Consider the following 14,527-nt stretch of genomic DNA (forward strand, 5'->3'; position numbering starts at 1 on the left):
AATACCTGCCTGTCACGCAGGGGGTCGCGGGTTCGAGCCCCGTCCGTTCCGCCACTTAATTGGAAAGCCCTGACTTAACGGTCAGGGCTTTTTCCATTGGTTCGCATTCTGCCAGACAGTGCCGTCTGACAGGATCCTGCCCCGACTCACATAGCCAGCGACCGGATCGTTAAAGGTTCAAAGCCGGCGCGATCCGTTCATCTGTTCAGGAGTGTCCGCCAGCAGGCACCCTGAAAAACGATCGATTCAGCTGCGCCACGGTTGCTCTGCCGTCCACTCACTGACAAAGTCGATGAAAGCTCTTACACGTTGGCTTACGCCGGTATCACTGTAATAAACCGCATTGAACGGCATCTCAACCGGCAGACGCTGATCGGCCAGCACCTCCACCAGTTTCCCCTCTGCAATCTCACGATCGATCATATAGTCCGACAGGCACGCAAGACCATTGCCGGTCAGGCAGAGCTGCTTGATGGTCTCTCCACTGTTCGAAGAGAGAGTCCAGTTTATGTCGTAGAGTTCGCCATTCTCACGGCTGACCGGCCAGCGATTCAGACGTGGTGAGTCATCGAAGCCCAGACAAGGATGGTTATTGAGATCGGCCACCTGCTGCGGTATGCCATGCTCACGCAGATAAGCGGGCGAAGCCACAATCCTGCGGAAACTGTTAAACAGCAGCCGGGCGCGCAGGGTAGAATCCGTCAGATTACCGGCACGGATCGCGACATCCACTTTCCGCTCAATCAGATTGATAAAACTCTCTGAGGAGATCAGCGAAAGGGTAAGGCCGGGATAGCGCAGTCGGAAGGGTTTAATCATCGGCATCAGCAGATGGAGAATGACCGGTGTCGCGGCATCCACACGCAGTAATCCTTTCGGTTCCTGCTGACTTTCGATCAAATCGTTCTCTGCAGTCGTCATCTCCTGCAAAAAACGCTGAACGTGACGGAAATAGCGCTCGCCCTCCTGCGTCAGCGCCAGCTGCCGCGTCGTGCGGGTCAGCAGAGCGATACCCAGCTTGTTTTCCAGCTTTTTGATGGTTCTGCTGACGGCTGAGTTGGCCATCTGCAACTGCTCCGCCGCCCGACTGAAACTCCCACTTTCGACTACACTGACAAACACCTGTAGTTCGTCAGAAGATGCCTTCATCCTTCCTCCCTGTCATGACGTGACCTGTACGCCCGTTGATACCGATAATGCGATGTTGACCAATATAGATGTTTGCAGAGATAAGCCTGCAGGGCTTGCTCCGTTCTGACCCGATTTGCTTAACGACCATAATGAGGTGATTTTATGCTGGAAAAGGGTGATGAATTCTGACATTCACCTGCATCCATTGAAACCCCGGTCTAAAATCCCTATAACAGACAGGTGTTAACTGTAATCTGAATCATCAGCCAGGCGGGAAAGTGCGCAAAAAAACTTATGCAATGCGATATGTAGCAGGACAACCAGTGGAACAGATCTTTCCACCTGGCGCGATGCTCCATCTCGGTCAGGCACTGCCTCCCGGTGCGCCATTGCCTGCGCATCCCACGCTCAAGGTCCTTGTCTGGAACATATTCAAGCAGCAGCGCGCAGACTGGATGTCGGTTCTTGAGGGGTTTGGTAAAGACGCTCACCTGGTGCTGCTGCAGGAAGCCCAGACCACCCCTGAACTGGTGCAGTTTGCGACCACCAATTATCTGGCTGCCGATCAGGTGCCCGCCTTTGTGCTGCCTCAGCACCCTTCTGGAGTGATGACGCTTGCCTCAGCCCATCCGGTCTACTGTTGTCCGCTACGCGAGCGTGAGCCGCTGCTGAGGCTGTCTAAGTCAGCTCTGGTGACGGCCTATCCATTGCCAGCCGGTGAAATGCTGATGGTCGTTAATATCCATGCGGTAAATTTCAGTCTGGGCGTCGACGTCTACAGTAAGCAACTGGGGCCCATCGGCGAACAGATTATGCACCACCAGGGGCCGGTGATTATGGCTGGCGATTTCAATGCCTGGAGCCGCCAGCGTATCAATGCTCTCTACCGTTTTGCCCAGCGCATGAAGCTGGAAGAGGTGATGTTTACAGCCGATCACCGGCGTAAAGCCTTTGGCCGCCCGCTCGATTTCGTCTTCTATCGCGATCTCAGCGTCAGCGAGGCTTCAGTACTGGTAACGCGCGCTTCTGACCATAACCCCTTACTGGTGGAGTTCAGCTCAGGACGCTAGCCTGCTCAAGCCTGGTGAATAAAAGGGGGGAGGTCAGAGATGGCTGAGAAAAAAAAGAAAAAAGGCTGACAGATGTCAGCCTTTTCAACGTATCAGGTATCCGGAGTGGCGTTATTATTCACAAACAGCGTTAAATTATCGCCGGGTTGAATATCTTTCGCACTATCCAGCACACTGTTCCAGCGCATCACGTCTCTGATGTTGACGCCGTGATGACGGGCAATACTGTCAAGAGAATCACCCTTACGAACACGATAGGTGATGCTGTTGCCGTTATCAGCCAGTCGGGTGCCGTTTGAACCGATGGTCAGCATCTGACCCGGTCGGATATCAGCCCCGCGCAGGTTGTTATCCTGCTTCAGTGTGGAAACACTTACGCCCAGTTTTGAGGCGATGCCTGAAAGCGTATCACCCCGTCGCACTTTGTATCCGCCGCCTGCGCTGGCCTTCGCCAGTTGGGTCGGTTGTACCGCTGCGATGTCACCGGAGGCCAGTGAGTTGCGCAGTTTCGCGACGTTCGACTTCGGCACCATAATATAGTGCGGGCCGTTTGGCGCAGTGGCGCCGCCTTTATAACCGGTATTGAAGCTCTTCAGTTTTGTGAGCGACATACCTGCCATTTCGGCCGCCTGCGTCAGCCGTATCTGCTGACCTACTTCCACACGTGCCAGCGCACGGCTTTCGTTAGGTGTCGGCAGTTTGATACCGTAACGCTTGTTATTTTTCAGCAGTTCACTCAGCGCTAACATTTTGGGAACATACACAGTCGTTTCGCGTGGCAGCGACAGATGCCAGAAGTCAGTCGGCTTACCGCGCGCCTTGTTCTGTTTGATCGCTTTGAGCACCCGTCCTTCACCACTGTTGTACGCTGCAATGGTTAACAACCAGTCACCGTCAAACATGGAATTGAGACGTTGCATCATATCCAGCGCAACTTTTGTGGATGCCACCACATCACGTCGCCCGTCGTAATACTGATTCTGTTTCAGACCATAGTTCCGACCCGTTGCAGCAACGATTTGCCAGATGCCAGCAGCATTGGCAGATGAGGTTGCCCGAGGGTCAAAAGCGCTCTCCACTATGGGTAGCAGTACCAGTTCCATCGGCATTTTACGTTTCTGTATCTGCTCGACTATCCAGTACATGTACGGCTCTGCCCGTAATGTTACATCGTGGAGATAGCTCTTATTTTTTAAAAATTTACTTTTTTGTTCGCGGATTGCCCGGTTTTCCGGAATCCCCATCTTCAACTCGTCACTAATGAAACTCCAGAGATCGGCGTCTGCTGCGAGGCTGGTTCCATCTTCCTGCCATCGCGGCGACAAAAACTTGTCTCCGTACTTTCCATTTTCACCTTGACCAGCTGAAGACAGACTCTGTGCATGCTGTTCGGGGATATTGGCATCGTTCCTGGACGCCTGACATCCTACCAGCAAGACTGAGGCGAGTAAGATCGCTTTAGCCTTCATGTGTGTGTCAATAGTTCGCTTAAAAGACGAGCAACTATACGTGACGACTTTTCACAACACAACCCGAAAAATCAAAAAGCGTCTTTCTTCTCGCGTAGAACAGCAAATGTCTGCCATACAGGTTCATCATCAAGGTTAACGTTTAATGCCCTTTTTAAATCAATGTCTTGCGTGCGAAGAAATAAATTTATTGTCCGTTCGTGCGCCAGTTTTGTTGGCAGACTAATGCCATTTTCAGCGCGTAAGTCCTTAATTTTCTGATATTCGGCTATTATTTGCGGGTCATGGGGCAGAATAGCCGCAGCAAACTTCAGGTTGGATAAAGTATATTCATGCGCGCAACATACCCGTGTTTCACCAGGAAGTTGATTAAGCTTTTGAAATGAATCATACATCTGCTCTGCAGTGCCCTCAAAAAGGCGTCCACAGCCGCCGGAAAAGAGCGTGTCGCCACAGAAAAGATAAGGTGCGCTGTAATATGAGATATGTCCTAAAGTATGTCCGGGTGTATGGATGACGTCGAAGGTCAGGCCCAGGACGTTGACCTTATCGCCTTCGCTGACCACCGTGGTGGTTCCTTTTTCCGCTGTCTCCTGAGGCCCGTAGACCTCAAGCTGAGGGAAATGCTCGCGCAAAATTTTGACGCCACCCGTATGATCATTGTGGTGGTGGGTGAGCAGGATCGCCACTGGCTGCCAGCCATTGGAAGCCAGTTTTTCTAACACCGGCTGGGCTTCGCCAGGGTCTACAATCAGGCACTTATCTTCATCATCAGTCAGTGTCCAGATGTAGTTGTCCTGCAACGCAGGAATACTGTTAAGATTCATCATCACCTCTCGCAGGTTGCAGGAAAAGGAAGAGCGTAAAGCATGAAGCCCGCTAAATCACGCCAGGTTCTGAACGCACCGCTGTCGTGGCGCGATATGCCGTGGGGAGATTATTTCCGCGATGCGCTGACGCAGCACCTTCAGCCTTACCTTGGAAAGCTTTATGGCTTTCACATGCTTAAGCTTGGCAACCTCAGCGCAGAAATCAATACGGAAAATTGTGCTATTTCACATCAGGTTAACGTTGGCCGTGAGGGGGAGCTGCTTCAGGTCCTCGCCGATCCGATGCAGCTGCCGTTTGAGTCGAAGTCAATCGACGCCTGTCTGATGGCTCATACGCTGGCCTGGAGCCAGGACCCGCATCGGGTATTACGCGAAGTCGACAGGGTGCTGATTGACGATGGCTGGATGATCATCAGCGGCTTTAATCCCTTCAGTCTGCTTGGCGTGAGTAAAATAGTGCCGGGATTAACGCGCAGAGCGCCCTGGAGCGGGCGGATGTTCAGCCAGATGCGGTTACTCGACTGGCTGGGACTACTGAACTATGAGGTGGTCTACCGCACCCGGTTTCAGGTTTTGCCCTGGCATCGGCAGGGCGGAAAAATCATCAGCGCGCATTTACCGGCTTTAGGCTGTCTGAACATTGTGGTGGCACGCAAACGCACCTTCCCGTTGCTGCCGACCCGGACAAAGAAGAGCCTCAGCACCAGCAAAATTCGTCAGACGGTCAACGCCACCCGCCAGTTCCGGCAGGCAGACGATCAGGATTCCGTTTTATAGCCGATATCATCGAAGGCAGGATGTTCAGCCGCACTGCGTGCCAGGACGTCGCAGCGCTCGTTCTCCGGATGGCCGGCATGGCCTTTGACCCATTCCCACTGAATTTTGTGCGTGCTGAGCGCGGCGTCGAGACGCTGCCAGAGATCGACATTCTTCACCGGCTTTTTGTCAGCCGTTTTCCAGCCGCGTTTTTTCCAGTTATGGATCCAGCTGGTGATCCCCTGACGCACATACTGACTGTCGGTACTCAGCACCACGTCGCACGGCTGGGTAAGCGCCTCAAGCGAGACGATGGCCGCCATCAGTTCCATCCGGTTATTGGTCGTGAGACGATAGCCTGCGCTGAAGGTTTTTTCATGCTGGCCGTAGCGTAAAATCGCCCCGTAACCGCCGGGGCCAGGATTCCCCAGGCAGGATCCATCGGTGAATATTTCTACCTGTTTGCGCATCTCTGGTAGACTTCCTCTCAAAAACGTCAAGTCTGACATAAAACGGGTCCTATGAGCACTGCAAATAACCGCCAGATCGTTCTCGATACTGAAACCACCGGCATGAATATGATCGGGGCACATTATGAGGGGCACCGCATCATTGAGATTGGTGCGGTGGAGGTGATCAACCGTCGCCTGACCGGTAACAATTTCCACATGTACCTTAAGCCCGATCGGCTGGTCGATCCGGAAGCCTTTGGCGTTCACGGTATTGCAGATGAGTTCCTGGCCGACAAGCCTGCTTTCAGCGAGATTGCGGATGAGTTTCTCGACTATATCCGTGGCGCGGAACTCGTGATTCACAATGCTCCCTTTGATATCGGCTTTATGGACTATGAGTTTTCAAAGCTGAACCGCGGCATTGAGAAAACCGAAGCCTTTTGCAAAATCACGGACAGCCTTGCGCTGGCGCGTCGCATGTTTCCCGGCAAGCGTAACAGTCTCGATGCGCTTTGCTCACGTTATGAGATAGACAACAGTAAACGTACCCTGCATGGCGCACTGCTCGATGCCGAGATTCTGGCGGAAGTTTTCCTGACCATGACCGGCGGTCAGACGTCGCTTTCCTTCCTGTCAGAAAGTGAAAGCGCCCGTCAGGCACAGGGCGAAAGCATTCAGCGTATCGTGCGTCCCGCTTCGGCATTGCGGGTAGTGACCGCCAGTGAAGAAGAGGTAGTTGCCCATGAGTCCCGTCTGGATCTGGTAATGAAGAAGGGCGGCAGTTGCCTGTGGCGTGGCTGAACCCTGTGATTTTGCGGATAAAAACAGCGGCAAGTTGAAAAAAACAGCAAACGATCTCTTCGCCAGGAAAAAGCATTGACGCCGCATCAGCCTGCTATTACTATGCGCCTCGTTCCCGACGGGGAACACAGCGCGGAGCGGTAGTTCAGTTGGTTAGAATACCTGCCTGTCACGCAGGGGGTCGCGGGTTCGAGCCCCGTCCGTTCCGCCACTATTTAAAAAAGCCGATTCAGAAATGAATCGGCTTTTTGCTGTCTGCTATTCGATAGCAGCCTGTTTCTTCGGCGTAATAGCTTCGTGAGTCCAGCGCGCGTCATCCGTCGCTTCACGCTCTTCACGGGCGATGAAACGATAGCAGCCTGCGGCCAGTCCGGCACCGATAAACCAGCTGAAGTTCGCCACCTCATGCAGGGAGGGAATAAAGCTGATCACCAGACAGATCGCCACCGACGGCAGCAGTGCGGCGATGGCTTTGGGATTGAAACCTCCGCGATACCAGTAACGGCCTGATGGCGTGTCATTAAACAGATCGTCGACTGAGATACGTCCGCGTTTAATCAGATAGAAATCGGCCAGTAAAATCCCGAACAGCGGCCCGATAAAGGATCCCAGCACGTCGAGGGTGTAGTGGATCAGCTCAGGTGACTGAAAGAGGTTCCACGGCGTTAACAGCACCGAGCCTACCGCGGCGATCATACCACCGGTTCTGAAGCTGATTTTCTGCGGTGAACAGTTGGAGAAGTCAAAAGCGGGCGAGACAAAGTTTGCCACGATATTGATGCCAATGGTGGCGGTGATCATGGTCAGTAAGCCAATCGCCACGGCCAGATCGCTGCCGACCATGCTTACCGTTTCGATGGGATCGGTAATCATTTTGCCAAACAGCGACTGCGTTCCGGAGACGATCACCACCGTCACTATAGAGAAGAGCAGAAAGTTAAACGGCAGACCCCAGCGATTGCCGCGACGGATCGCTGACATGCTTTTGCCGTAGCGTGAGAAGTCGCCGAAGTTCAGCAGCGGCCCGGAGAAGTAGGAGACGACCAGCGCCGTCGCCGTGATCATCTGCCATGTCTGTTCACCCGGTGAAAGCGATTTGCTGGCGAGGGTAAAGGAGATCCCATCAAAGCCGGTCTGGTATACAATCCAGCCCGCCAGTGCCACCATCACCACATAGACCGCCGGCCCGGCCACGTCGATAAACCGTTTAATCGCGTTCATGCCGTGCCAGAACACCATCGCCTGCAGTAACCACATCACTCCAAAACAGCACCAGCCCAGCAGTGACAGCCCCAGCCAGTGCGGCTCCGTCATCGAGGTCAGCGACGGCGCAAACTTCAGCAGCACCAGCATCAGCGCATTCGCCGCCAGCCAGGTCTGGATGCCATACCAGGCAAACGCTATTAATCCACGGATCACCGCCGGGATGTTTGCGCCAAACACGCCAAATGCCTGACGACAGATCACCGCATAGGGCACGCCCGCCATCTGGCTCGGTTTTGCCACCAGATTGGCACAGAGCTGCACAATGCAGATCCCGGTCAGCAGGCAGAGCAGCACCTGCCAGCTGGCGAGCCCCAGCGTAAAGAAGCTGGCGGCCACCACATAGCCGCCCATGCTGTGCACGTCCGACATCCAGAAAGAAAAAATGTTGTACCACGACCAGTTCTGATCGCGCGTGGGGGCCAGGTCCTCGTTACAGAGCCGTGGGCTGTAATGGGCACTGGTTTCAGCGGCCGTGCTGGCCACCTTGGAATGTTCTGGCATAAAACCTGCTCCTCTACCCGAGAGTGAAATGAATGATCTGGTAAAGGGGTATTGCAGGATTCAGGCCAGATTTCGTTTTTTGTATACAATATTTTATTTTCACGTATACGATAGGTGACATACAGAGAGCGACCGGAGCAGGTAATGACGAATAAAACAGGCCAGCATGACGCGGCCAGGCTGCAGGATAAAGATGAAAGGATTTACCAGGCGCTGATGAACGCCATCGTTGAGCACCAGCTGCCGCCGGGCAGCAGGCTGCCGGAAGAGGCCCTTTCCGGCGTCTTTGGCGTCAGCCGCACCGGCATCCGCAAAGTGCTGCAACGCCTCGCGGCGGTGCAGATGGTGACCCTGACGCCCAAGCGTGGTGCGCAGGTCGCGACGCCGGGTGTCGACGAGGCGCAGGAGATCTTCACCACCCGCAGCTTAATCGAGTGCGGCAATCTGCCCGCCGTGCTGGCGCATCTTCAGCCGCCGCATCTGGTGGCGCTGGAGCAGCTCATCGCGCAGGAGAATCAGGCGCACGCCAGTCATGATGGCCCGGCCGCCATCCGGCTTTCGGCGGCGTTTCATATTCAGTTGCAGGCGATCGCCGGTAATCAGGTGCTGACCGGCATGGTCACCAGCCTGACACAACGATCATCGCTGGTGATTGCCGCGTATGGCGCACCCTGGCAACGGGGCTGTCGCTGTGACGACCACGCCACGCTCGTGCAGCTACTGCGTGCGCGTGCGCTTCAGCCACTGACAGAGGCGCTGCAACACCATTTTGAACACATCGTCTCCAGCCTCCACTTTGAGCGCAGCGGTGAAACCCTGCCCGATTTTTCCCGGTTGTTTGCTGCAGACTTCGGAGCCGCCTCATGAGCATCATTCAGGTTATTAACCCCAATACCACACTTGCGATGACCGAAACCATTGGTCAGGCCGCACGGGCGGTCGCCGCGCCGGGCACAGAGATTCTGGCGGTTTCACCGTCGCAGGGCGTGCCCGCGATCGAAGGGCATTTCGATGAGGCGATCGCCGCCATTGGTGTGCTGGAGCAGGTTAAGCTGGGCAGGGCGCAGGGCGTCAGTGGCCATGTCATCGCCTGTTTTGGTGACCCGGGGCTGCTGGCGGCGCGTGAGCTGGCCAGCGGCCCGGTGATCGGCATTGCCGAAGCGGCGATGCACACCGCGACGCTGCTGGCGACCCGGTTCTCTATCGTCACTACGCTGCCGCGTACCCTGATCATTGCGCGCCATCTGCTGCAGCAGTATGGCTTTACCCATCACTGTGCCGCACTGCATGCGATCGACTTGCCGGTGCTGGCGCTGGAAGATGGCAGCGGCCTGGCGCAGGAGAAGGTGCGGCAGCGCTGTATACAGGCAAAACGTGAAGATGGCAGTGGTGCAATCGTACTGGGCTGCGGCGGGATGGCAACGCTGGCGGCGTCATTGACCCGGGAACTCGATATGCCGGTGATCGATGGCGTCAGCGCGGCGGTAAAAATGGTCGAGTCGCTGGTGGCGCTGGGCTTTGGTACCAGCAAACAGGGCGATCTGGCCTGGCCTTTGCAGAAACCTCTCTCAGGTGCGTTTGAGCATCTAAACTAACGGAACTTTCCCGACTTAAGACAGGAAGCGAGTGATGACAGACGCTGCAGAGAAGAAAGAGTACAGTTTTAACAAAAACTATCCACGCGATTTAATTGGTTATGGTGCTCATCCCCCGCATGCAGCCTGGCCTGGCAACGCCCGCGTGGCGGTGCAGTTTGTCCTGAACTACGAAGAAGGGGCTGAAAACAGCGTACTGCACGGCGATGCTGGTTCAGAGCAGTTCCTCTCCGACATCATCGGCGCCGCCAGCTACACCGATCGGCACATGTCGATGGAGTCGCTGTATGAGTATGGTTCCCGCGCCGGGTTCTGGCGTATCCACAACGAGTTTCAGAAGCGCGGTCTGCCACTGACGGTATTTGGCGTCGCAATGGCGCTGGCGCGTCATCCGGCGATCGTGGAGGCGATCAAGCAGGCCGATTATGATGTGGTCAGCCATGGCTGGCGCTGGATCCACTATCAGGGCATGGATGCAAAAACCGAACGTCAGCATATACAGCAGGCGGTCGATGTGCTGGTGGATCTGTTTGGTAAAGCGCCCACCGGCTGGTACACCGGACGTGACAGCCCGAATACCCGTCGTCTGGTGGTGGAGCAGGGGGGCTTCAGCTACGACAGCGACTACTATGGCGATGACCTGCCTTTCTGGACCCAGGTAACCTGTCAGGATGGCACCGTGAAACCGCACCTGATTATCCCCTACACCCTGGAGTGCAACGACATGCGCTTTGCCACGCCGCAGGGATTTAATACGGCCGACCAGTTCTTCACCTATCTGCGTGACAGCTTCGACGTGCTCTATGAAGAGGGGGAAACTGCGCCGAAGATGATGTCGATCGGCATGCACTGCCGCTTGCTGGGACGTCCCGGCAAATTCCGCGCGCTGCAGAAATTCCTCGATCACATTCAGCAGCACGACGATGTCTGGATTTGTACCCGCCAGCAGATCGCAGACCACTGGATCGCGACGCACCCGGCGCCCTGATAGGGTGATGACGCCTGGCCCTTTTCGGGGTCAGGCGTCTGAAGGCTTAGCTCATCAGGCTGACCTGCGCGGCCACGATGCACCAGCCGTGCGGCATCCGCACCCAGGTCTGCTGCTGGCGGCCAGTTTTATCGCTGCCGGCGCGGGTAAATTCGGTGCTGCAGACCGCATAATCTTCACCAAAAGTGGTGATGACAGTGTTCCGCAGCGTCCGGTTCAGACCGGCTGACGGGCGCGCGGCGCGAAACGCACGGATCGCGTCAATACCATACAGATTTTCACCCGCCCCCAGGCGCACGGTGCGCGGGTCATGCCAGAACAGCGCATCCAGTTCAGTCACGTCATTACTGATCAGCGCCTGCTCATAGCGATAAAACTGCGCCGTTACCTCGGCAACCACCTGCGGTAAATTAATCTCTCTGTTCATCAGGCACCTGCCATCGTGATTTGCGGTAGCGTGATACCGCGTTGTTCCAGTGTCCAGGCGGCGCGCAGCACCGCTTCTTCATCAAACGGGCGGCCGATAAGCTGTAAGCCAATCGGCAGGCCGCTCCGGGTGGCCAGCGGCACGGTACACACCGGCAGTCCCAGGAAGGAGATCGGCTGCGTCAGCATCCCCATACTCGCTTTAGCAGGCAGCGATTCGCCCTGGATCGACAGCGTCTGCTGACCAATCGTAATCGCGCTGCAGGGGGTCGCCGGGGCGATCAGCACATCGAAATGGTCGAACAGCGGTAACACCTGCTGCTGAAAATGGCGACGGAAACGCTGCGCCTGCACATACCAGGCGCCCGGCATCATGGCACCAGCCAGCAGACGCTCGCGTGAGTTCGGTTCAAACTGCTCAGGCATCTGACGCAGGGCGGGTAGATAGTGATTGCCGCCCTCTGCGGCGGTCAGGATAAAGGCTGCCGAGCGTGCCAGCTCCGCCTCCGGCATCAGTACTTCTTCCTGCGCATTCAGCGCGGCCGCAACGACTGCGACGGCCGCGCGGGCATCCTCATCACACCAGCGGGCAAAAAAGCCGCCGAGTACGCCGCAGCGTAAGCCTTCGCTGCCCTGTGCCAGCGCTGGCTGCGTGGCGGTCTGCGGACGACTGGCCTGAAAGGCATCTGCGGGATCGGCCCCCTGTAACTGGTCATAGACCAGCGCCAGGTCATCCACCCGGCGGGCCAGAGGGCCGATATGGTCAAGGCTGGCAACAAAAGGGTGGCTGCCGCTGCGCGCGAGACGGCCAAAGGTGGGCTTAAGGCCAAAAATCCCGCACAGCGACGCTGGCACCCGTATCGAGCCGTTGGTGTCAGTGCCCAGCGAAAAGTGCACCAGCCCGGCAGCCACGGCGGCGGCGGAGCCACCGGAAGAGCCACCCGCCACGCGGCTGAGATCGCGGGGATTGCGTGTCGCGCCGTAGTGGCTGTTTTCGGTGGTAAAGCCGTAGGCGTAGGCATCCATATTCAGCATGCCCGACAGCAGTGCGCCAGCATGACGCAGTTTATCGACAGCAAAGGCATCCGCCTGCGCAGCCGGGCGATCGCGGAACAGGCTGGCCCCGGCCAGCGTGCTGTGACCCGCCACGTCAAACAGGTTCTTCACGGCATAGGGGATGCCGGCCAGCGGCGGCAGGGGCGCGCCGCGCTGCCGCTGTGCATCGATCGTCCGGGCTTCCTGCAGCATGCGCGACCCGGTCACCTCCGTCCAGGCGTTCAGCGCCGGATTGTGCTGCTCAATCGCCTGCAGCGTGTGTTGTGCCACCTCATGAGCACTGATTTCACCCTGGCGGATCGCCCGCTGCAGGCTCTGAATTGAAACGTCACCTAAGTTCATGCCTGATAGACTCCTGCCACTTCCAGCCGGTCATCCAGCGGAAACGCCATCAGCGGCACCGCCATCTCCGCAATGCGCGAAAGCTGGATCAGCAGCTCGGCGCGCCGGGCCTCATTCAGTTCCAGCTGCAGGATCTGCTCCATATAGCCGATGTAGCTGGCCCAGTCGTGTTGATTCATGATTCGCTCCTGTTAAAAACCGGCGGCGCTGCCGTTGCTGCGCGGATCGCTGGCACCTTCGAACATACCGTTGCTGTGCCGTACGATGGCACCCGCATGGCCTACGGATTCGCTGAAGTCCGGCAGCAGTTCCACCTCGTGTCCCCACTGACGCAGTCGCGAAACGGTTTCGGCGTCAAAGCGGCCTTCCAGTTTCAGCGAGTCGGACAACTGCCCCCAGGTGCGGCCCAGCAGCCAGCGCGGTGCACTGACCGCCTGCTGAAGCGGCAGCCCCTGAATCACATGGCGGGTAAAGATCGCCGCCTGGGTCTGCGGCTGCCCGTCGCCACCCATCGCGCCATAAACCAGCGTACGGCCATCCTTCAGGCGTGCGGCGGCGGGGTTCAGGGTATGAAACGGCTGCTTACCGGGTGCCAGCGCCAGCAAGTGATCCGGGTCGAGGCTGAACGCGGCGCCACGGTTCTGCCAGGTGATCCCGGTGCCGGGCAGCACGACACCGCTGCCAAATTCGTGATAAATGCTCTGAATAAAAGATACGGCCAGACCGCTGCTGTCCATAACACCCATCCAGACGGTGTCGCCCGGGCCGCGTCCCCGGCCCCAGGCGGCGGCTTCACCATCGGCTATCTGGCTGGCCAGCGTGGCAAGGTGGTCGCTGTCGAGCAGCGCCTGTAAATCCTCTTTGACGTGGCGCGGATCGGTGATGTGCTTATCGCGCAGCGCAAAGGCTTTTTTGGTGGCCTCCACGATACGGTGCACTGTCTGTGCGTCATCCGCGCCGGCCATCTCCAGACGGTCGGTAATGCCGAGGATCGCCAGCGATACCATGCCCTGGGTTGGCGGGGTGATATTCCAGATATCCCCTTCGCTGTGAGTGAGATGCAGCGGCGCTGTGCGGCGTGCGCGATGCTGCTGAAGATCCGCCAGCGTAACGGGCATACCCAGTGTGGCCATCTCATCGGCCATAGCGTGCGCCAGCTCACCGCGATAGAAGCTGTCGAGCCCCTGTTCGGTCAGCAGAGTCAGGGTCTGTGCCAGGGCAGGCTGGGTGAAACGGCTGCCTGGCTGCGGCACGTTGCCATCGGGCATAAAAGTGGCGCTGAAGCCGGGCTGATGCTGCAGCTCATGACAGAACGTGGTGGTCGCGGCGGTCTGCGACGCCGTGACCGGAATGCCGTCGGCGGCGTAGCGGATGGCATCCCGCAGCAGGCGCGCCAGCGGCAGCATCGGGCTGCCCATCTCTGCAGAGATCGCCAGCGCCTCCTGCCAGCCACTGACCGTACCGGCGACGGTCAGCGCCGCCTTCGGCCCGCGATGGGGGATCGTCGGGTGATCCGCATAGAAGTCGCAGTGAGCCAGCGCACCGGCTGCGCCGCTGGCGTCGATAGCCACAGGCTCCCCATTGGGCGGCAGAATCAGCCAGAAGCCGTCGCCGCCCAGTCCGTTCATGTGCGGATAGACCACGGCGATGGTCGCCGCCGCCGCCACCATCGCCTCAATGGCATTGCCGCCATCACGCAGCACCGCCAGCGCACTTTCACTCGCCAGATGGTGCGGGGTCACCGCCATCCCCTGCGGGGCCATATTGCTCTGAATCATCTTTCACTCGTTCTTCGGGTAACAGAATCTCTGATGAAGCAAGAGCTGTTCCAGTTTTCACCCCAA

At 57.3% G+C, this 14,527-nt stretch carries 15 protein-coding genes and 1 tRNA gene; 7 read left to right on the forward strand and 9 right to left on the reverse strand.

Annotated elements, in window-relative coordinates; all coding sequences use genetic code 11:
- Nucleotides 1-246: 246 nt before the first annotated feature.
- Nucleotides 247-1,149, reverse strand: a complete 903-nt coding sequence (yafC, locus tag RT657_RS09930; protein WP_313654181.1) for a DNA-binding transcriptional regulator YafC — start codon at nt 1,147-1,149, stop codon at nt 247-249.
- 260 nt (nt 1,150-1,409) lie between these two features.
- On the opposite strand from yafC, the gene RT657_RS09935 reads away from it, so the two are divergent.
- Nucleotides 1,410-2,201: an endonuclease/exonuclease/phosphatase family protein gene (locus RT657_RS09935; protein ID WP_313654183.1), complete on the forward strand. Its 792-nt coding sequence runs from the start codon at nt 1,410-1,412 to the stop codon at nt 2,199-2,201.
- 92 nt (nt 2,202-2,293) lie between these two features.
- Here the strand turns inward: RT657_RS09935 and mltD are convergent, their stop codons facing one another.
- Complete coding sequence (gene mltD, locus RT657_RS09940) at nt 2,294-3,670, reverse strand: murein transglycosylase D (RefSeq protein WP_313654184.1); 1,377 nt, start codon at nt 3,668-3,670, stop codon at nt 2,294-2,296.
- A 71-nt stretch (nt 3,671-3,741) separates the two neighbouring features.
- The gene (gloB, locus tag RT657_RS09945) at nt 3,742-4,497 is read right to left on the reverse strand and encodes a hydroxyacylglutathione hydrolase (RefSeq protein ID WP_313654641.1); all 756 of its coding nucleotides are present in this window, start codon (nt 4,495-4,497) and stop codon (nt 3,742-3,744) included.
- 42 nt (nt 4,498-4,539) lie between these two features.
- On the opposite strand from gloB, the gene RT657_RS09950 reads away from it, so the two are divergent.
- A complete protein-coding gene (locus RT657_RS09950) occupies nt 4,540-5,277 on the forward strand; it encodes a class I SAM-dependent methyltransferase (RefSeq protein ID WP_313654186.1) in 738 nt (245 codons plus the stop codon).
- Here RT657_RS09950 and rnhA read toward each other — a convergent pair.
- A complete protein-coding gene (gene rnhA, locus RT657_RS09955; protein WP_128086380.1) occupies nt 5,259-5,726 on the reverse strand; it encodes a ribonuclease HI in 468 nt (155 codons plus the stop codon). The genes RT657_RS09950 and rnhA overlap by 19 nt on opposite strands.
- A gap of 51 nt (nt 5,727-5,777) precedes the next feature.
- Here rnhA and dnaQ point away from each other — a divergent pair, with 51 nt between their 5' ends.
- Complete coding sequence (gene dnaQ / locus RT657_RS09960) at nt 5,778-6,509, forward strand: DNA polymerase III subunit epsilon (protein WP_313654190.1); 732 nt, start codon at nt 5,778-5,780, stop codon at nt 6,507-6,509.
- 134 nt (nt 6,510-6,643) lie between these two features.
- A tRNA-Asp gene (locus tag RT657_RS09965) sits at nt 6,644-6,720 on the forward strand.
- A gap of 47 nt (nt 6,721-6,767) precedes the next feature.
- On the opposite strand, the gene RT657_RS09970 is transcribed toward RT657_RS09965, so the two are convergent.
- On the reverse strand, nt 6,768-8,276 hold the full coding sequence (locus RT657_RS09970; RefSeq protein WP_313654192.1) for an NCS1 family nucleobase:cation symporter-1: 1,509 nt from the start codon (nt 8,274-8,276) through the stop codon (nt 6,768-6,770).
- 144 nt (nt 8,277-8,420) lie between these two features.
- Between RT657_RS09970 and RT657_RS09975 the strand changes: the two genes are divergently transcribed.
- From RT657_RS09975 to puuE, 3 genes are read left to right on the forward strand one after another with little or no spacing between them, the layout of a single operon-like run.
- Nucleotides 8,421-9,143 carry a GntR family transcriptional regulator gene (locus RT657_RS09975; RefSeq protein ID WP_313654195.1) on the forward strand — a complete coding sequence of 241 codons (723 nt, stop codon included), beginning with the start codon at nt 8,421-8,423 and terminating at the stop codon, nt 9,141-9,143.
- Entirely contained in the window at nt 9,140-9,871 is a 732-nt protein-coding gene (gene hpxA, locus RT657_RS09980) for an allantoin racemase (protein ID WP_313654198.1), read from the forward strand. The genes RT657_RS09975 and hpxA overlap by 4 nt, the downstream gene beginning before the upstream one ends.
- 34 nt (nt 9,872-9,905) lie before the next feature.
- A complete protein-coding gene (puuE, locus tag RT657_RS09985; RefSeq protein ID WP_313654199.1) occupies nt 9,906-10,859 on the forward strand; it encodes an allantoinase PuuE in 954 nt (317 codons plus the stop codon).
- Nucleotides 10,860-10,905: 46 nt separating this feature from the next.
- Here the strand turns inward: puuE and hpxZ are convergent, their stop codons facing one another.
- From hpxZ to RT657_RS10005, 4 genes are read right to left on the reverse strand one after another with little or no spacing between them, the layout of a single operon-like run.
- Complete coding sequence (gene hpxZ / locus RT657_RS09990) at nt 10,906-11,286, reverse strand: oxalurate catabolism protein HpxZ (protein WP_313654201.1); 381 nt, start codon at nt 11,284-11,286, stop codon at nt 10,906-10,908.
- Nucleotides 11,286-12,683: an AtzE family amidohydrolase gene (locus RT657_RS09995; protein ID WP_313654204.1), complete on the reverse strand. Its 1,398-nt coding sequence runs from the start codon at nt 12,681-12,683 to the stop codon at nt 11,286-11,288. Before RT657_RS09995 ends, hpxZ begins: the two co-directional genes overlap by 1 nt.
- Nucleotides 12,680-12,862, reverse strand: coding sequence for an oxalurate catabolism protein HpxX (gene hpxX / locus RT657_RS10000; protein WP_313654206.1), 183 nt, complete (start codon nt 12,860-12,862; stop codon nt 12,680-12,682). Before hpxX ends, RT657_RS09995 begins: the two co-directional genes overlap by 4 nt.
- A gap of 12 nt (nt 12,863-12,874) precedes the next feature.
- Nucleotides 12,875-14,461, reverse strand: a complete 1,587-nt coding sequence (locus tag RT657_RS10005) for a gamma-glutamyltransferase family protein (RefSeq protein WP_313654208.1) — start codon at nt 14,459-14,461, stop codon at nt 12,875-12,877.
- Between the last annotated feature and the right edge of the window lie 66 nt (nt 14,462-14,527).

Source organism: Pantoea sp. (assembly GCF_032114055.1).
Classification (GTDB): domain Bacteria; phylum Pseudomonadota; class Gammaproteobacteria; order Enterobacterales; family Enterobacteriaceae; genus Pantoea.